This window comes from Chromatiales bacterium, assembly GCA_024234935.1.
Lineage (GTDB): Bacteria > Pseudomonadota > Gammaproteobacteria > Steroidobacterales.
This window is the reverse complement of sequence record JACKNI010000002.1, coordinates 227546-245512: the sequence shown is the minus strand read 5'-3', so window position 1 is coordinate 245512 and position 17967 is coordinate 227546. Positions and strand designations below refer to the sequence as shown.

Annotated in this window: 12 protein-coding genes and 1 pseudogene; 9 read left to right on the top strand and 4 right to left on the bottom strand. The window is 59.7% G+C overall.

Annotation, left to right across the window (positions count from 1 at the left end):
* Nucleotides 1-4: 4 nt before the first annotated feature.
* On the bottom strand, nt 5-790 hold the full coding sequence (locus tag H6979_06485; protein MCP5139484.1) for a GntR family transcriptional regulator: 786 nt from the start codon (nt 788-790) through the stop codon (nt 5-7).
* A gap of 331 nt (nt 791-1121) precedes the next feature.
* Here H6979_06485 and H6979_06480 point away from each other — a divergent pair, with 331 nt between their 5' ends.
* From H6979_06480 to H6979_06455, 6 genes and pseudogenes are all read left to right on the top strand, one after another.
* Nucleotides 1122-2387: an FAD-dependent monooxygenase gene (locus H6979_06480; protein MCP5139483.1), complete on the top strand. Its 1266-nt coding sequence runs from the start codon at nt 1122-1124 to the stop codon at nt 2385-2387.
* A gap of 41 nt (nt 2388-2428) precedes the next feature.
* Nucleotides 2429-2707 (top strand): YfhL family 4Fe-4S dicluster ferredoxin, encoded by a 279-nt coding sequence (locus H6979_06475; GenBank protein MCP5139482.1) that lies wholly within the window; start codon nt 2429-2431, stop codon nt 2705-2707.
* Nucleotides 2708-2740: 33 nt separating this feature from the next.
* Nucleotides 2741-3718 carry an ABC transporter permease subunit gene (locus H6979_06470; GenBank protein ID MCP5139481.1) on the top strand — a complete coding sequence of 326 codons (978 nt, stop codon included), beginning with the start codon at nt 2741-2743 and terminating at the stop codon, nt 3716-3718.
* A gap of 16 nt (nt 3719-3734) precedes the next feature.
* Nucleotides 3735-4580, top strand: a pseudogene (locus tag H6979_06465) (ABC transporter permease subunit).
* Nucleotides 4580-5548, top strand: a complete 969-nt coding sequence (locus H6979_06460; GenBank protein MCP5139480.1) for an ABC transporter ATP-binding protein — start codon at nt 4580-4582, stop codon at nt 5546-5548. Before H6979_06465 ends, H6979_06460 begins: the two are co-directional and overlap by 1 nt.
* Nucleotides 5549-5550: 2 nt before the next feature.
* On the top strand, nt 5551-6564 hold the full coding sequence (locus H6979_06455; GenBank protein ID MCP5139479.1) for an ATP-binding cassette domain-containing protein: 1014 nt from the start codon (nt 5551-5553) through the stop codon (nt 6562-6564).
* 3 nt (nt 6565-6567) lie between these two features.
* Here H6979_06455 and H6979_06450 read toward each other — a convergent pair whose 3' ends face one another.
* The gene (locus H6979_06450; protein ID MCP5139478.1) at nt 6568-8202 is read right to left on the bottom strand and encodes a peptide ABC transporter substrate-binding protein; all 1635 of its coding nucleotides are present in this window, start codon (nt 8200-8202) and stop codon (nt 6568-6570) included.
* A gap of 75 nt (nt 8203-8277) precedes the next feature.
* A complete protein-coding gene (locus H6979_06445; GenBank protein MCP5139477.1) occupies nt 8278-9156 on the bottom strand; it encodes an NAD-dependent epimerase/dehydratase family protein in 879 nt (292 codons plus the stop codon).
* A 208-nt stretch (nt 9157-9364) separates the two neighbouring features.
* Here H6979_06445 and H6979_06440 point away from each other — a divergent pair, with 208 nt between their 5' ends.
* From H6979_06440 to H6979_06430, 3 genes are read left to right on the top strand one after another with little or no spacing between them, the layout of a single operon-like run.
* Nucleotides 9365-10339, top strand: coding sequence for a CbiX/SirB N-terminal domain-containing protein (locus H6979_06440; protein MCP5139476.1), 975 nt, complete (start codon nt 9365-9367; stop codon nt 10337-10339).
* On the top strand, nt 10339-11787 hold the full coding sequence (locus tag H6979_06435) for a 4Fe-4S binding protein (protein ID MCP5139475.1): 1449 nt from the start codon (nt 10339-10341) through the stop codon (nt 11785-11787). The genes H6979_06440 and H6979_06435 overlap by 1 nt, the downstream gene beginning before the upstream one ends.
* Before the next feature lie 50 nt (nt 11788-11837).
* Nucleotides 11838-12794, top strand: coding sequence for a CbiX/SirB N-terminal domain-containing protein (locus tag H6979_06430; GenBank protein MCP5139474.1), 957 nt, complete (start codon nt 11838-11840; stop codon nt 12792-12794).
* A gap of 99 nt (nt 12795-12893) precedes the next feature.
* Here the strand turns inward: H6979_06430 and H6979_06425 are convergent, their stop codons facing one another.
* Nucleotides 12894-17795: a TonB-dependent receptor gene (locus H6979_06425; GenBank protein MCP5139473.1), complete on the bottom strand. Its 4902-nt coding sequence runs from the start codon at nt 17793-17795 to the stop codon at nt 12894-12896.
* Between the last annotated feature and the right edge of the window lie 172 nt (nt 17796-17967).

Genomic DNA, 17967 nt, shown 5'->3' with positions numbered 1-17967 from the left:
GGAGCTAGCGCGTTGCCGCTACGCCGTGCACAAACTCGAGGGTGTTGCGATCGAAAACCAGGGCCGGGTGTTCATACTGCTCGCAGTTGTACCAGGTGAAAAAACGCTCGACGGGCCGATTGCTTGTATCCATGACAATCTGTTCTATGGTCAGCAGTGGTGCGCCCACCGCGGAATCAAGCATGGCCGCAAGATGGGAATCAGCAAGCGTTGCACCTATCAGCTGATGAGCCTCGCCGATCTGGATGCCCTGTTTTTCCAGGATCGCCAGTATGGTCATCGAGCCGAGGTCGCTTGCCCTGATCTCTGCACGATCTGCCGGGACGTGGGCCTCAACATAAGCGGCAGGTACACCACGAAAAACACGAACGTAGGAAACCTTGGTTACGCGCTGGCCTACGGGAATTTTCAGATCAGTTGCAACTCGTGAGTCAGCGTCGATTTCAGAGACGTTGACCTTTGTAACTTTGCTTCGCTGTGCGAGACCCCGGGCTGTGCGGATTCGTGCATGAACATTTTCGACGCCGCCGCGTTCCCGCACGTTCTTCGCAACATAGGTTCCCTTGCCGTGCACCCGGTAGACAAGTTCATCCTCTACCAGCAGATCGATGGCCTTGCGCGTCGTGATTCGCGACACCTTGAAGAGCTTGCCGATTTCGTCTTCCGTGGCAATCTTGTCGCCCGGTCCGTACTTGCCGTTCCGGATCCACTCCCGCAGCGTTGTATATACCCGAACATAGCGGGGGGGCCTGGTCCGGGGGTCGCTGGTGTTCCTGGAGTCCGCGTTCATCGATACTCAAGCCTCATTTGCCGGGCACGGGTCCTGTTCCAGATTGTAACGTCATGACGGCATTACACCGGGATGGTGGACCGGGTTTTTCCTTGTATAACAGTTGATACCCGGGCCCGAGGGTTTCTGCGGAGGGGTAATTGATGCAGTCTAGCATGCAGGTGACCCGCTTCCGGGTCCTGGTCGTCCGGCTGCAGACTACCGGCGCCTGGCAGGCCGCATGTTGTCATTATGATATGACGACATATATAATCAGGCCGGCGATCCGCTATCTGGGGTAATGCACGTGATATACGACCTGATCATTGTCGGCGGCGGTCCGGGTGGGGCCATGGCTGCGCGTTCCGCGGCCCGGGACGGCCTCAAGGTCCTGCTGGTCGAGAAGATGAAAGCCGGGAGGATCACGCGCTTCTGCAGCCGCGACCTGCGCCTGGGCGCTGGCGGGTTTTCTTCGGACGCCATCCCCACCGATGTCAACCTGAAGCGGGTTACCGTGACCATCGAGGTCGGCAGCCATCATCACCGCCTTCACCTGCAGAGCCTGCCGCCCGATGCGATTGTCGACTATCGCGGTGAACTCAATCCGGTATTCAACGAGACCCTCGTTTCACCTTCCGGACGTGCGTTCAGCCGGGATCGCTCCAACCGCGATATCGAAGGCTTCGTCGTCGACAAGGAGCAGTTGCTGATTGGTTTGCTGGCCGAAGCAGCTGCGGCGGGCTGCGTCATCCGCGACGGAACCAGGTGCCTTTCCATTGCGGATTCGTCCGACGGAGTACAGGTGCGAGTGACGTCGGATGCCGGTGAAGAGGTGCTGTCCGCCCGGCGGGCAATCATCGCGGATGGTTCTTTTTCCACCCTTGTGGATCAGCTCGGATTCAATGAAGGACGTTCGCCGGGGCGTGGACGCATCAAGTTCATGAACCTCATTCTCGATCGGGTGAAGTTCCCGTTTCCGGAATTGCGCCGCGTACGATTCTGTCTTCCCTCACTGCACAACGGGATCGTGAACATGGGGCCCTGGCCGCCGGGGTTGTTCCAGATCAGTACTTCGGCAAGCGTCGCAAATGATGTGAACCTGCAGAGTGTACTGACCACGTTTACCACGAACTCGCCATTTTCCGAGTTGTTTGCGGGGGCAAAGATTGTCGCCCGGCAGGCCTGTAACATGGACTTGCGACCGCCCATTCGGGAGGCCGCCAGGGGCAATGTCATCTGTGTTGGTGACAATGCTGCCTTTGCGGAAGTTGCCATCAAGGGTGCAATGGGCTGTGGTTACATGGCCGCCAGGTTCAGCAAGGAAGCGCTTGAAGGGCGGGACGGCAATGCTGCCTACAATGATTACTGGCAGCACGCGTTCAATTTCTTCAGCCCCCAGTACAACCGTCGGGCCAATGGCGTCAGGAAGATCACCGAGGTGCTGACCGATGCCGAAACGGATGATCTGATCGGCTGGATGGAGGACCGCGGAATTACCGGTTTGCCGAATGACGTGATTGTCGAGCATCGTGAGCAGCTGGAGCACGATTTGCCTGATATCTGCGGCAAGCTGCTTCCCGGGGAGAGAGACCGGGGTGATCGCCAGGCGGTGGCATGAATGACTACGGTTAACGAACAGATCTGGCTGGAGAATTTCTGATGGCGCTCAGGATTACTGATGATTGTCTGAATTGTTTTGCCTGTATTTCAGACTGTCCGAACGGGGCAATCAGCGAAGGGGCCGTGATTCACATCATTGACTCGAGTCTCTGCACCGAGTGTGTGGGCTCATATGAAAGTCCGAGATGCATAAAGGTTTGCCCCGCGGACACCGCTATCGAGTGGGATCCGGAGCGGGTCGAGAGCCGCGAAACACTGCTTGCCCGCTGGGAGAAGCTGCACCCGGGTGAGACTCCCGTGTTGTTCGACAACGAGTGATGAACATCAAGGGCCAATAGCGGGGAGCTTGCGATGGGATTATACGTCCTGCGGCGCCTGGCTCTGACGGTACCAATCCTGTTCGCTGTCATCGTCCTTTCGTTCTGGCTGATGCATGTAGCGCCGGGCGGACCGTTCGACGCCGAACTCGTCGACCTCGATCCCAAGGTGGTCGAGAGCATACGTGCGGCATATAACCTCGATGCACCGGTCTGGAAGCAGTTTCTTGATTACCTTGGCGGCCTGCTGCACGGTGATCTCGGCCCGTCCCTCATCTATTCCGATCTTCGTGTCAGCCAGATCATTGCGACCGGATTGCCCATAAGCGTGACAGTCGGTCTCAGCGCGATAATCATCGGCTTTGCGATTGGCGTCGGGTGCGGGGTAGCCGCCGCCCTCCGCCAGAATTCTTTCGTTGACTACACCGTCATGGCTGTTGCGATGACGGGGGTGGCGATTCCCACCTTCGTCACGGCACCGCTGCTTATCCTGTTGTTTGGCCTTTACCTTGGCTGGTTGCCAATATCCGGCTGGGGTGGCGGCGATCCGCGACACCTGCTTCTGCCGGTAATTGCCCTGGCGCTGCCAAAAATTGCCACGCTTGCCCGGATTACACGCGGCGCGATGCTTGAAGCGCTGAATACCGACTATGTCCGCACCGCGCGCGCCAAGGGGCTTCGCGAATGGAGGGTCGTCAGCAGGCACGTTATCCGGCCCATGCTGATTCCCGTCGTCAGCTATCTGGGGCCGACCATCGCAACTGTCATGACCGGCTCTGTCGTCATTGAAACGATATTCGGGCTGCCGGGTATCGGGCGCGCTTTTGTCGAGGGCGCCAGCAATCGCGACTATCCCGTGGTCATGGGTATCGTGATTGTATATGCCGTGTTCATCCAGATTCTGAATCTCCTGGTCGATGTGATCTACGGATATCTCGATCCACGGATTCGCCAGAGCTATGCGCGGCCCGAGATGACCACTGCGGGAGCCGGATTTGGCAGCGACAGATAGTCCCGACAACAGGCTGGGGACGTCGATCTGGCGGGATGCGCTCTATCGGTTCTCCGTCAACCGTGCGGCGATGGTCAGCTTCTGGATCATCATTGCGCTTGCCGTCATGGCAATCGTGATTCCGATCTGGGGGCCGCACCCGGTCGATGCGGTGTACTGGGACAGCATCCTGATTGCGCCCACGCTTGAAAACCACCATTGGTTCGGGACCGATGCAAACGGCAGGGACATGTTCGTGCGCACCCTGTACGGAGCCAGGATTTCGCTGACCATCGGTGTGCTGACGACACTGGTCGCCCTCGTCATCGGGGTCACATACGGTGCCATCGCCGGTTACTTTGGCGGGCGGGTAGATGCGGTCATGATGCGCATGATCGATGTGCTCTACGCGGTTCCCACGCTTTTCCTCGTCATCATCCTGGTGAGTGCCTTTGGAAACAATTTTCTCCTGATCTTCCTCAGCATCGGTGCGGTGGAGTGGATGACCCTTGCACGGATTGTTCGCGGGCAAACCCTGTCAATCAAGGAGAAGGAGTACATGGAGGCCGCACGCTCGCTGGGTCTTCCTGCGTCCAGGATGCTGCTGCAATACATCCTGCCGAATGTGGTTGGCCCGGTGGTCGTCTATGTAACGTTGCTGATTCCGGTCAATATCATCGTCGAGAGCTACCTGAGTTTTCTCGGTCTGGGTGTGCAGGAACCATTCACGAGCTGGGGTCGTCTGATTTCACAAGGTGCCGGTGAAATGGAGGCGGCACCGTGGTTGCTGCTGATACCGGCCGGTTTTCTTACGCTGACGATGTTCTGTTTCAATTTCATGGGGGATGGATTGAGGGATGCCCTTGATCCAAAAAACCGCTAATGCGGCCACTGTTGCGATGTGAGGACCTGAATGTCCGCTTCAATGTGCGGGGTGGCGTGATAGATGCCGTCAGTAATGTGCATCTGACCGTCGGCCGTGGCGAGTGCCTGGGTGTTCTGGGCGAGTCCGGGTCAGGCAAGTCCCAATGTTTCCTCGCCATCATGGGTCTGCTGTCCCGCAATGGTTCAGCAAGCGGCAGCGTATGGTTTGACGGGCGGGAGATCCTGAATGCGCCCCGCAAGGAGCTGGACCGGATCAGGGGCCGGTCGATTGCCATGGTGTTCCAGGATGCAATGTCCGGGCTCACCCCGTTCATGCGTATAGGTGACCAGCTCACCGAAGTGCTGGTCGAGCACATGGGTGTCAGTGAACATGACGCCCGCAAGCGGTCGATAGAGGTGCTGGAGATCCTCCAGTTTCCCCAGCCGCGAAGACGCCTGAAGATGTACCCGTATGAATTGTCCGGTGGAATGCGCCAGCGGGTCATGATTGCGCTGGCGCTGCTGTGCAAGCCGGAGCTGATCATCGCCGACGAGCCGACCACCGCACTTGATGCCACGATACAGGCACAGGTGCTCGACTTTCTCGGTGGACTCAAGCGACGCACCGATACGTCGATCGTGATCATCACGCACGATTTTGGCGTGGCGCTTGAGCTCTGCGACCGGGTCATGGTGATGTACGCGGGGAGGGTGGTTGAAAGCGGTTCGATTGCAGACATCGTGTCACGCCCGCAACACCCATATACGCAGGCATTGTTTCAGGCGACCCTTGGAATGGATGCCGACCCCGACCGCGATATTCCCACGATACCTGGCCAGGCCCCGGACCTGCAGAGATTGCCCGCAGGATGCGCGTTTGCACTTCGCTGCAGTCAGGCGATACCTCGTTGTCATCAGCTGCGACCAGAGCTGAAGAAGAAATTTGATGACCATATGGCCGCATGTTTCGTGGAGCAGAGGCAGTGAACATGCCCCTGCTTGAGGTGGAGAATCTCCGCGTGCACCTGCCGGTCCGGCAGTCACACCTGTTCCGGTCGGGTACTGCGTCTCTGCGTGCGGTAGACGGAATCAGCTTCCGTCTCGACGCCGGCGAGACCCTGGGCATCGTGGGCGAGTCCGGATGCGGGAAATCGACTCTGTGTCGGGCGATCATGCAGTTGATCGCGCCAAGCTCGGGCAAGGTTCTCTGGTCCGGCGAGAATCTCCCCGACCTCGCCCGACAGGAGATGGACAGGAAGCGAAGTGAGCTTCAAATGGTTTTTCAGGATCCGACGGCCAGCCTGAATCCACGCATGACCATTGGCAGTGCGATCGGTGAGCCCTTGAGGGTGTTCCGTCCTGACCTGGACCAGGAGAGCCGTCACCGGGCTGTTCAGGAGATGATGCAGGCGGTGGGCCTGCCTCCTGAACTTGCGAACCGCTATCCCCACCAGTTCAGCGGTGGGCAGTGTCAAAGAGTCGCCATTGCGCGGGCGATGATCCTGAAGCCAAGGCTCGTGGTATGCGATGAACCGGTCAGTGCCCTGGATGTTTCCACGCAGGCGCAGATCGTGAACCTGTTGAAGCATCTGCAAAAGAACAGCGGTGCAGCATTCATTTTTGTCAGCCACGATCTTCCGGCGGTGCGCTACATGTGCACGAGAATCATGGTCATGTACCTGGGGAAGGTCGTCGAAATCGGGACGCGGGACGAGCTGTTCGGCAACCCGAGACATCCGTATACGAAAGCGCTGCTCGGTGCTGTTCGCCACTCGCGGCATGCGGGGCGGGAAGAGGCCAGGGTCGTCCTGTCAGGAGAAGTGCCATCGGCAATGGATCCGCCAAGCGGTTGCGCTTTTCACACAAGGTGTCCACGAGCCTCGCAATGGTGCCGCAAGGAAGCTCCGCTGCTCGATGATGTAACCGCCAGTCACCAGGTGGCCTGTCACTACTGGAATGATCTGCCCGAAAAAGAGTCCGTTACCGAAGCCCGGCTGGCGTAGTGCTCAGTCCTTGATGGACAGATAGCGCGCCATGTGTGTATCCATCCGGTCGTCCCAGCCCTGGACGCGTTTGCTGACCAGATAAGTCCGTGAAGGAACGAAAAGCGGAATAACCGGATAGGCGGACAGCGCCAGCTGTTCCGCCTTCTTCAGGAACGCGGCCCTTTCGACCGGGTCATGCATGCGATTTGCGGCCCGGAGCATCTCGTCAAATTCAGGATTCGAGTACTTCGAGTAATTGCGGGCATTGTTGGCCTCCAGCAGATACAGGAATGCCGTGGCATCTGAGTAGGGCGCATAGAACGTAAACCAGCTGACGTCGAAATCGCCATTCCTCATGCTGGTGTCCTTGTTTTCAAACCCGGTTGTGGTCAGCTGTACATCCGCACCCATCGACCGCCACATCGACTGCAAGGCGACGGCGACGCGGCGACCATCCTCCAGGTTTTGATAGTCAAGCGTGAAGCGAAGCGGTTTGCTGCTGCTGAATCCTGCCGCGGCCAGCAGCTTTTTGGCCTCGTCGAGCCGTTGCGGGTAGGGTTGGCTGCTGAATGGCGCCGGGTTCCGCCCATAACGGGGCATGGCGGGAGGCACCAGGTTGTAGGCGGCTTCACTGCCGTCCTTGAGAATCCTGGCCGCGATGATTTCCCGGTCTATGGCAATCGACAGGGCCTTGCGAACGCGGATGTCCGTGAATGGCGCCCGCTTCGTGTTGATGATCAGGTAGCGAATTCCAAGTGCTGATGTGCTGTGAAGTTCATCCGGCATGTTCTTTCGCAGCCACGCCAGACGATTTGGCGGGATGTTGAGGACGACATCGAGTTCGCCGGCACGAAAGCGCTTCTCGCCGGTGTTCCGGTCGGGGATGGGGTAGTAGAACACCTCATCGATGCTGACCTGTCTTGCGTCCCGGAAATTGGGATTCTTCGCAAGCTTGTAATAGGTGTTGGGCACCCATTTATCGAGGATATAGGCGCCATTGCCGACTATGTTTCCGGGCTTCGTCCAGCTCGATCCGTATTTCTCCACGACATGACGCGGTACAGGTGCGGTCGGAAAGCCGGCGAGAATATCCGTGAAATAGGGTGCGGGGTCTTCCAGACTTACTTCCAGCGTCAAGGCGTCGCGTGCCTTTACGCCCAGTGATTCCGGTGCCTTCTTGCCCCGGGTGATGGCAACTGCATTCCTGACCGGAAACAAGGTGCCAGCACCGCGTAGCGCATTCTTCGGATCCACGACACGTCGCCACGAGTACACGAAATCCTCAGCGGTGATGGGCACGCCATCAGACCAGCGCAGCCCCTGTCGAAGCTTGAACGTATAGGTCAATCCGTCATCGGATCTGCTCCATGACTCCGATGCACCGGGGACGAGTTTCCCGTCCCGGTCCTCTGTGACGAGGCCTTCGAACAGTTCATACATCAGTGCGCCGCCGGAATTCCCGATAACTGCCTGCGGATCAAGCGACCGCAGCTCGTTGGCAGTGCCACGGCGCAAGGTGGACTTGTTGTCGGCGGCAGATGCCGGGCTGGCAAGCCAGGCACCAAGCGCCAGGGCAAGCAGAACCAGCGGAAGTGCGGACCAGGTTGTGCCGGAAACGCCGGCTCCGAGGCGGTTGGCTGGGATTCTGTTTTTCATCGCTGCAGGATTCCTTTTACTGATCCCGGTTGGTGTCTGCATCAGGCTTCCACAATTGCCGGGGACTGACGCTGCTCAGCTTTGCTGTGCCACTGCGGCGGCAAGGCCGGCACGAAAGCCGGGGTATCTCAATCGCACACCGAGCTCATTCCCGAGGCGGAGACACCGCACCCGTTTGCTCGACAGCTTGCGACGCAGCTCCGCGGCATCGTAGCGGGTTCTGGCTTCAAGCTCGGTGATTCTTGCAGGGCGAGGCAAATGATTGAGGTCGGCGGCCAGATTCGCGAACTCCGATGCGCGGTGCGGCTGCTCGTCAACCATGTTGTACACCATCCCCGCAGTGCCTTTTTCCCACGCCGCAAGGAAACCTGCAACCAGGTCATCCACATGTATGCGATTGACCCAGGGATCACCGTCTTCAATCAATGTGTATCCCCCGTTTGCGAGCAGGTGCTTCAGGGTCCGGTCGGGACCATAAATGCCGGTAATGCGGCAAATACGGGTTGGTATCCCGTCCATCCCGGCGCCGGCAACGCAACGTTCCGCGTCGTAACGATCCGGATCGCCGGTGTCGTTCGAGGAAATTGCCGTGGTCTCATCGACCCAGGCGCCGCCGCGGTCACCGTAGACGGAGCTGCTGCTGGCGTACAGGAACGCTTCCAGCAACGGGTTGCTGGTTGCAGCCAGGACGGCCGGCAGCGGGTCATCGCCCTTCTGCGGTGGCACGAAGTAGGCAACCACGGACGGCGACAGTTTGTGCAGCGCAGACAGGAAGTCCGGCTCCGAAAGGTTTCCGGCCATGGGCTGAATGCCAGCGCGTCTGAGTTCCGGGTCTTGCTCCGCACGCCGCGAGACGCCGATGACCCGAAAGCCCCGCTCCAGCAGGGGGAGGGCAAGGCGCGTTCCCGTGTAGCCGCAACCGATGACAAGTGCGGTTTTTCCTGAGTCACTCACTGGCACCCCGGCCCGGATGCGGACCCACCAATTTTCAGCTCCCGTAGCCACCCTGCATGCTGTCGCGACGAAGCATGCAGGGTGCAAGACCGGACAGACATTGTCATGTTAGCATAACAACATGTCGATCGTAAATTGGATCAGGTTGGTGTAGCATTTTTGCCGTACCCCTGTTCCAGAAAATGCCCCGCCAGGAGCGAACGAAGTGATGAAGGCAGCGAGTTACTTGCTTGGGATTCTGACTATTGGGGCAACCCTGTTCGTTGCCGGGTGTGGTGGTCAGCCGGCACCGTCCGCGAACAGCGGCGAGACGAGTATCGGCGTCCTCCTCGTCGCGCATGGTTCCAAATCTTCGACATGGGTACACATGATCGAAGACCTGGCACAGCAGCTGCGGGAGCCTGTTCTGGCCAAGCCGGGAGTCAAGTCAGTACGGCTGGCCTTCATTGAAGAAACCAGTCCTGATGTCGCCGCCGAAATGAAGGCCTTCGATGCAGAGGGGCTGGACGAAGTTGTGGTGGTGCCTCTCCTGCTAGCACAGGAGTCAACCATGACCAATACATACCTGCAGTTCCTGACAGGTATGAGATCCGAGGCAAAAGTCATCAAGCAGCTGCAGAATGAGGGCTTCGACATCTACTACCCGAAGGCGCGGGTCAGCATGACGCCCGCACTCGGGGAAGTTCTGAAAAAGAACGTCCTGCGTCGCGTGGAAGCCCTGCGCGGCGAGGATAGTGGCGAGGATATGGGCGTGCTGCTGGTCGGTTATGGCGATCAGGTTTACGGGCAGCAGATGGAAGAGATGATGGAGGGGATCGGCCGATACCTGAAAATAAAGACTGAAATAGATACGGTCGCCTATGCGTTTTGCGGAAAACTTACTGACTACTCGGGGGCCCCGGTTGTCGAGGCAATCAACGAGGTGCTCGAACTGGAAAAGGAGGTCCTTGTTGTCCCCGTGCTGCTGGGTGTCGACGAGATGCTGCAGCGGGATACGATCCAGGCAGCGGTCAATGCAGTCGAGACTGCCTCCAGGGTTCGCTACAAGCAGGATGCCGTGCTTCCGGACCCCATAGTCAATGAGTGGGTCATCGAAAAGGTCCAGGAAGCCGTACAACGCATACAGGATGCGGGCGGCAAGACCGTTCCATCGCCCGCCCGGAGTTGCAAGCCGGACTGCTGATGGTGAGTGCTGCCGCCAACCTCCACTTGCCGTGGCAGAAGCTCGGCCTCACGGTACTGGCCGCGGCGGCCTATGTCTTTTTCTGGATAAACGGTCCGCTCCGGGAACCGCAGCCGGTTTTCGAATTTCAGGAGCACATGTCGGGCTTTGCGGAGCCGATACGATTGGGTGACGAGACCCGAACGAGCCGCTTCGGCATCACGGTGGAGCGGGAAGAGCATCCCTACTATCACATCATGACGGCAAAGCAGCGCTCGCCACTGCTGTTTGCAATCATCGGCGATGCGCGCACCAACCCCGGGCTTGGTGCCGATGTGGCGGCCATGGTTCTCAGCGGGGCGAAAGCCGCGGCGGCAAATCCGGATAACGTTGCCCTGAAGACGGCACTCGACATGTACTACGCCGAGGAACGGGATGCGGCCGGCAATGTTGTGCAGCTCTACCTGGAAAACACAGGGCTCAACAAGAATGTGAAGGGTTACGCAGGTCCGATCGATATCGGCATGACCGTCGGGATGGACGGAAAAATACGCTCCATCCGGCATTTGCGCTCGATGGAAACAACCAGCTATCTCGCCAATATCGAGAAGGCCGGCTTTTACAGCCAGTTCGAGAACATCCCGCTGGATGGCAAGTCCTATGAGGTGGACTTTGTCAGTGGCGCATCGCTGACCAGCGAAGGCATTGCCCGTTCGGTCAGCAAGCTTGTCAGCATTGCCCGGGAATCACCGCTCGAGGTCTACGTCGATACGCAGGCGACCGGATTCGACGTGAAGGCCGTTCCGCCGGATACCTGGATCCTGCACGCCGCGCTGATTGCCGCGCTGTTTGTCGGCGTGCGGTTGAGGCGGGTGCGGCAGTCCAGGCGCCTGAGTCTCGCCCTTGCGATGTCGAGTGTCCTCTACCTCGGCTTCTATGCGAACAATTCCTTCACCTACGTGACGTTCCTGCAACCATTCCTCGGAACCGGCTGGTCCTACCTCCTTGGCGCCTATGCAACGATGGTGCTGGCAAGTGCCATCTGGGATGGCAATTCCTACTGTCGCCACGTCTGCCCCTACGGCAATGTCCAGCGCCTGCTCACGCGCATCATGCCCTTCAGGGGCAAGCTGCCGGTATCGAATCGCGTACTCGGAGGCATTCGCTGGGCAATAGCCCTTGCCTTGTGCATAGGCATCATCTCCGGATTGCGGGACTGGGCCAGCTATGAGCTCTTCCCCGATCTGTTCGGTATCGAAATCCTGGATTCGATGTGGTTCTGGCTGTCATTGGCCGTCGTCCTGGCTTCCGCCTACTATCCGATGTTGTGGTGCCGGATGCTGTGCCCGACCGGCGCCATCCTCGACGGGGTGGCCACGGCCGCGCGAACCCGCAAGGTACCCGCCGGCCCGGTGCGGGCACCAGCTTTTGCCGGGATACCGATCACTACGGAGCAGGCGCCTCACTGACGGGCGTCGTGTCGATCAATGCAGAAAACCAACTACTGAAGGAGATGCACATGTTCAGGTCCCTCATGCTGGTGATCAGTGCCTTATCAGCCACACTGATCCTCGCAGCGTGTCAGCAGAAAGCGGAGCAGTCACCTGCGGCGGCAAACCAGAGTCAGCACAAGATCGGCGTCCTGCTGGTAAATCATGGTTCCCGGCAGAAGGCCTGGCGGGACATGTTGATGGATGTCGAGAAGGCAGTTGACGACCGGCTTCTTGCGCTGCCCAACGTCAAGGCCGTTCGGACCGCCTTCAATGAGTACAACGAACCTTCAGTCGCAGCGCAGATGAAGGCCTTCGACGACGAGGGCTTCGATGAAGTCATCGTACTGCCGCTCTTTCTGACCGTCGGCGGGCATACCAATTCGGATATTCCGAATCTGGTCGGACTCAAGAACGATCCGAAAGCACTTGAGGCCCTGCCGAAAGACGGCCTGCCGGTCTACCGGCCAAAGGCGCGGGTGACCTTGCTGGAAACCATCGACTCAACCGAGTTTCTGAAAGCCAATATCCTGCGTCGTACCAAGGCGCTGCTGAAGGACGGTGATGGCAGCAAGTACGGCGTCACGCTTGCCGCCTATGGAGACGACAAGTTCAACCAGCAGTGGGAGGCGCTGATGGGCGAAATCGGCAAGCACCTGAAAGAGAATGTCGGTATCGGCGCCATCAATTACGCATGGAGCGGACACTTGGTCAATTACTCAAGTGATCCGACGCGGAAGGCAGTCAACCAGATATTGGCCGAGAAAGAGAAGGACATCGTGATTTCCGTCTACGTGGCTTACGACAAGAAGTTCCAGACGGAGGTGATCGGTGGTGGCATCAAGCAATCTGATCGTCCCCAGGACGTGCTCTACAATGAGACCGAGGCGATACTGCCCGACGAAAACCTGAACAACTGGGTGGTGGATACGATCAAGGAGAGCCTGTCGTCCGGTCGCCTGGCAGCCATCAACGCCGGCACCTGAGCCCCCGCCAGCGGCGCCTGCCCCGAGGGCTTGCGCCATCGCGTAGCTACAAGGCGGACGCAGGTCACTACTGCGTCCGCCTTGCCTGATCAGGCGGTTCTACTGGTAACTCTCACCGAAACGTACCGTGGCACTGATGCCGTAGGTGCGTTCGCGCGGATAGGTTACCGAGAAGCGGAACGGTACGAAGTCGTCGAAGTTTGGCCGCGGCCCCTGGTCCAGGTATGGGGCGTACTGGTTGTCCGTATTGGCGAGATAGATGTCACGGAAAGCGGCAGTGGGATGTCCATCATCGAACAGGTTGCGGGCCCAGAGCTCCACGGTATACCGGTCCGACTTCAGGCCCAGCTTGGCGTTTACATAGCTGTGGGCCGGCAGCCAGTTCTGGTTGTCATTGCCCGTATATATATCGCTCTGATAGCTGATGTCGCCGCGTGTGTACCAGTTCCAATCGCCCGTCAGTGGCCGCTCGTAGCTCAATGAAGCACTGCTCATCCACTCCGGCTGGCGCAGCAGGGTATTCCCGGAAACATCACCGGACCGACTGTTGCAGTCCTTGAACCACGTCTGGCGCTCGTCCGCGGTTGCCGGCGGTGTGCCGCAGTCAGCGCGGAAGGTGGGGAACTGCGCGTAGGTATCCTGCCGGGCGTTATCCAGTTCGGCATCCACCCAGCCCAGGCTGGCTGTCGCCGTGAGGAACTCCGTAACGTTGAGCGCTGCCGAGATCTCGGCACCGAGGACCGTGGCATCTCCGGCATTGACGTTGACGCCGACCGGTTGCTCCAGACGCTCGCCCGTGGCCGGGTCCTGATCGATCAACTGCCGCAGCACGATCTGTCGCCAGTCGTTCAGGTATACGGACACGTCCAGGCTGAGGCGGCGGTCGAAGAAGTAGCCCTTTGCACCGATCTCGTAGGCGACCATCGTCTCGGGCTCAAAGGTGTTGATGATGAGGGTGCTGCCTGCGATGGCCAGTTTGGGTGTCAGCAGCAGCAGGCTGCCCGGTTTTTCACCGTAGGCGATGGATCCATACACCATCCAGTCGTCGGTGGCCTGGAAGTTCAGCCCCACCCGGCCGGTCCACATTTCATAGCGGCTGCTGCCGGTCGGGCTGCAGATGAGGTCACCATCGTCGTTCGCCGGCGCAGCGCCGGGGGTGCATGTATCCAGTGATTCGACCACCCGGGTGTCAAACAGGTCGTCGCCGCAGGGGTTGGGAATCAGGACAGCCGGATTATCGGGATCGGGTACCGCATAACCTTTGGGCGAGCAAAGTGCGTATGCGTTGATCCGGATGTCCCGTGTCTCCTGCGAGAGCCGCAGCTCGCCGCGAGCGGTCAGACGATCGGTCAGGTCATAGTCCAGGCCGGTGAACAGGGCCCAGCCCTCCGTGTCCCGATCTTCGGTTACACGACGGAGCGGGTCGAGGCCGCCATCCGGATTATAGCCGGGCGTGAATGGATCGTCGGCGAACATGTTGTAGAAGATCGCCGTGCCGACGGCCAGGTCGGGTGCCGTTGGCTGAAACGGCGGTAGACCAATAGCTGGCACCCCTGACGGCCAGTTCGGTGGCGGCACCGTGGCGACGTTCTTGCCATCGTGCTCTTCCAGCTTGACCTGGTACCAGTAGACACCACCGGTATAGCGCAAGCGCTGGTCGGAAGGGCTGGTGAAGCGCAGTTCCTGGCTGAGCTCCTCGGATTTCGAACCGGGCTCCACATCGACCAGGCCCGAGAAGAAGCGGAGGTTCGCCGGGGTGGGCACACCGTTGTCGGTGCATGAATTCGGAACCCTCGCGCCTTCCTGCACGGCAGGTGAGCAGTACAGGAACGACTGGCTGTCGCCCAGTCCGCGGGCAAAGTCGTGCCGGGCATGCTCGCGGGTAACGGAGTATCCGGTCAGTGAGGACAGGGTTCCGTGCTCGGCAAGATCCCAGTCGACCTTTACGTTGAACCGGTCCAGCTCACGGTGTTCACCGGTAGCACCCGCGGGCCTGGGAATGGCATCGCTGCCATTGAGTCCGGGGATGGATTCGATTTCCGGAATCTTGCCGCAATAATTGAGGAAGCGGACACCCGCCTGGACCGGGAAACCGGTCGTATCAGGTGGAGCCTCGACCTTGTCTTCACAGTTGGCCGGCAGACTGACTGTCGGCGAACCGTCCAGATCGTCGTTGGACTTGTAGTAGCTCAGCGCCACCTCAAGGTCATCGGTCGGCAGCCAGAGCAGGCTGCTCTGCAGGCTGCGGTAGCGGTAGCCGCCGATGTCGATATCCGACAGGGAATTGTCGTAGGAACCGTCCCATTCGTCGTACAGCACGGACGCGCGGCCAAGCAGTGTCGGACCGAGCAGCGGCCCTGTCATGCTGAGCAATCCCTTCATCTTGCCGTCATTGCCGGCTTCAATGGTGGCCTTGCCCTCGAAGACGTCACTGGGACGTTTCGTCACATAGTTGATGGCGCCGCTGAATGCATTGCGGCCGTATAGGGCGCTCTGCGGACCCTTGACGACTTCGATACGGGCTATATCGATCTGGCTGAAGTTCAGGCCCTCGCGGCCGGAAACGTAGACGCCATCGACAAATACGGCGGCGTTGTTCTCGCCGAAAATATCCGTGGGAACGACGCCGCGAATGACCGGCGTGGGCAGTGTCTCGCCGAAGGCGTTAAAGAATGACAGCCCAGGCGTCTGTTCGGCCAGATCGGTAAGATTGTTGATGCCCGCCGCCGCGATGCCGGCCTCGTCGAAGGCCGTGATGGCGAGGGGAACCTGCTTCAGGTTTTCCTCGATCTTGCGGCTCGTGACGACGATTTCCTGGATCGCGAGACCGCCACCGGCAGTGTCCTGAGCCCGTACCGTGGTATTGCCGAGCGCCAGGATCGCGAACGCCGCTCCGCCAACGCAGGTGCGCCAGATGCCGTGACCGGCTCGGCATTTCGACAGGCTCATGTTGCGGAGTGTTCGTCGCAGCATGGCCGCTGCCAGCAGCAACAGGCCCCACAGATCCATGGCGCCGGCTCCACCGACTTTCCCGGTGACAGTGACCAGCGGGTTGACGGTGATGTTGACGGTGCCTATGGCCGGATCGAGGTCGCCATCGCGCACGGTTACCTGGCAACTGTCGCTGCCGCTGTATCCGTCCGCCGGGACATACACGAGTCTGCCGGTCACGTCGGCGGGGCTGACTGTACAGGTGCCATGGGCGGCCTGCGTGCTGACGGTGACCTGGTGCTGGCTGGCCGCACCGTTGCCGAGTTGTACGAACTGCCCGATGGCGTACGCCGCGGAGGCATGGTCCTGGTCTGCCGAGATTGCCCAGAACGTGATGGTCGGTTGCCAGTCATCAATCGTCACGGTGATCTCCGCCGAGTCAGTCTCGCCGTCGTTGTCGGTAATCGTGTAGCTGAAGGTATCGATGCCCGTGAAGAAGGCGGCATCCGTAATCCGGTAGCTAAGGGTCGTACCGGAGACCGTGACCGCAGCATGCTGGGCTGCTGTCGTGATGCTGACTGTCGCAGGAAAATTGCCAAGACTGCCACCGGTTCCGGGTGCAACAAATGTCCCCGTCAGGTCCAGAGGCACAGTGGCCCGCGTATTGATCGCGATGGCACCAGCCATCGCCACCGGCGTCAGTGCAGACACATTGATGGCCAGTGAAACGGCGGCCGTGTCGCTGTTAGCGCCATCAGTGACGGTATACCCGAAGCTGTCGTTGCCGCTGGCACCGACATCCGCCGTATACGTGATTGCAATATTGGCCTGGTTACCCTGGCTGCCGGGAACGCCATTGACCAGGACGGTTGCCGTACCCTGTGCGGGCGGCGTAGTGATGGTCACCGTCACGGGATCATTGAAGCCGGTGTCGTTGGCCAGCACGTCGATGCTCACCGCGGTGTTTGCCGGCGCATTCACCGGTCCGTCATCATTCGCCACGATACCGATACCGCTGAAATATCCGCTCGTCCAGCTGTTGCAGCTGATCGTTGCGCCAGGATCACTGCCACAGGCCACGGGTGGGCCGAAGGTCTGGTACTCCTGTACATCAAAGCCGGCGACCGTGACCACCTGCCCCGATGCATTGGTGGACACCTTTAGGAGCAGCTGGTCCCAGCCCACATCCTCGGCGGTGACATTGCCGGCGCCGGGTGCCTGGTTGGGCGGGATCAGCCGTGGCGCAAACGACACCACGCTGTCATGACAGTCGTTGTTACCGCCGGTATCCGTGCAGGCGAGATTCACGACAGTACCGGTAGTCCGCGCGCCAATATTGCTTTCGAGGGAACCGATACCGGCAGTGGTACTTCCGGACCAGCGATCCGGATCGCTGACGGCGCCACTGAACGAAGCCCGGCAATCCATCGAGCCGAACAACTGTCCGGCGCAGGGCACGGCCTCCGGTTCTGTGGGGCTGTTGAAGGTGAGCTGGGCGGGGAAACCCTCGGAGCCGATGACATAGTCATGGCCGCCGAAGGCATTGGCTGTGAAGCTGCTAACCACTTTGGGCGCAAGCACCTGGGTCATGCTCGTGTACCTGTCCACCACCTTGTCGCCGGTGTGGCGAATGATGTCGCCACCGAGCGGTGAGGTCAGTGTCAGGGTGAAGCTGATACGGTCGTCCGCTCCGGCGGGTGTGTCATTGTCATCAATAGTCACCGTACCGTTGATCACCTGGCGGATCTGTCCGCTGTTGTGCGTGGGGACGAATGTGGTGGAGAAGGCGGCAGGGTTCTGGTTGTAGTCGTAGTAGTGGATCTGGCTGTAGGGACCGGTGATCTCGCCACTGCCCGGGGCGCCCGGGTAGCTGCTCGGTCCGCTGTCGTACATGCAGTTTTCGCCAAGGCTGACCGTCGTCGTGAGCAGCTGCAGGCAGGCCTGCTCGGTCGGACCGAGATTGCCGGCCACCCGTGTGGTCGTGGTCGCAGCCATGGACGGGGCTGCGGTGATAAGGCAGCTTGCCATCAGCAGTTCGATGACGGCTGCACGGCATATTGCGCTCTTCATGGACAACAATCCCCCTGTTCTGCAGCTGATTCCGGTGTTCCCCGGATTATCCCCACGACTTGTCACCAAGGGACAAGGCGGCATGTTGATATAATAACATGACGACTGGAGCAATTAACAAATCCGGAAATCCGCGGTTCGGTGCGGGGGGGGATCTGCCCGTAGTGCGGGC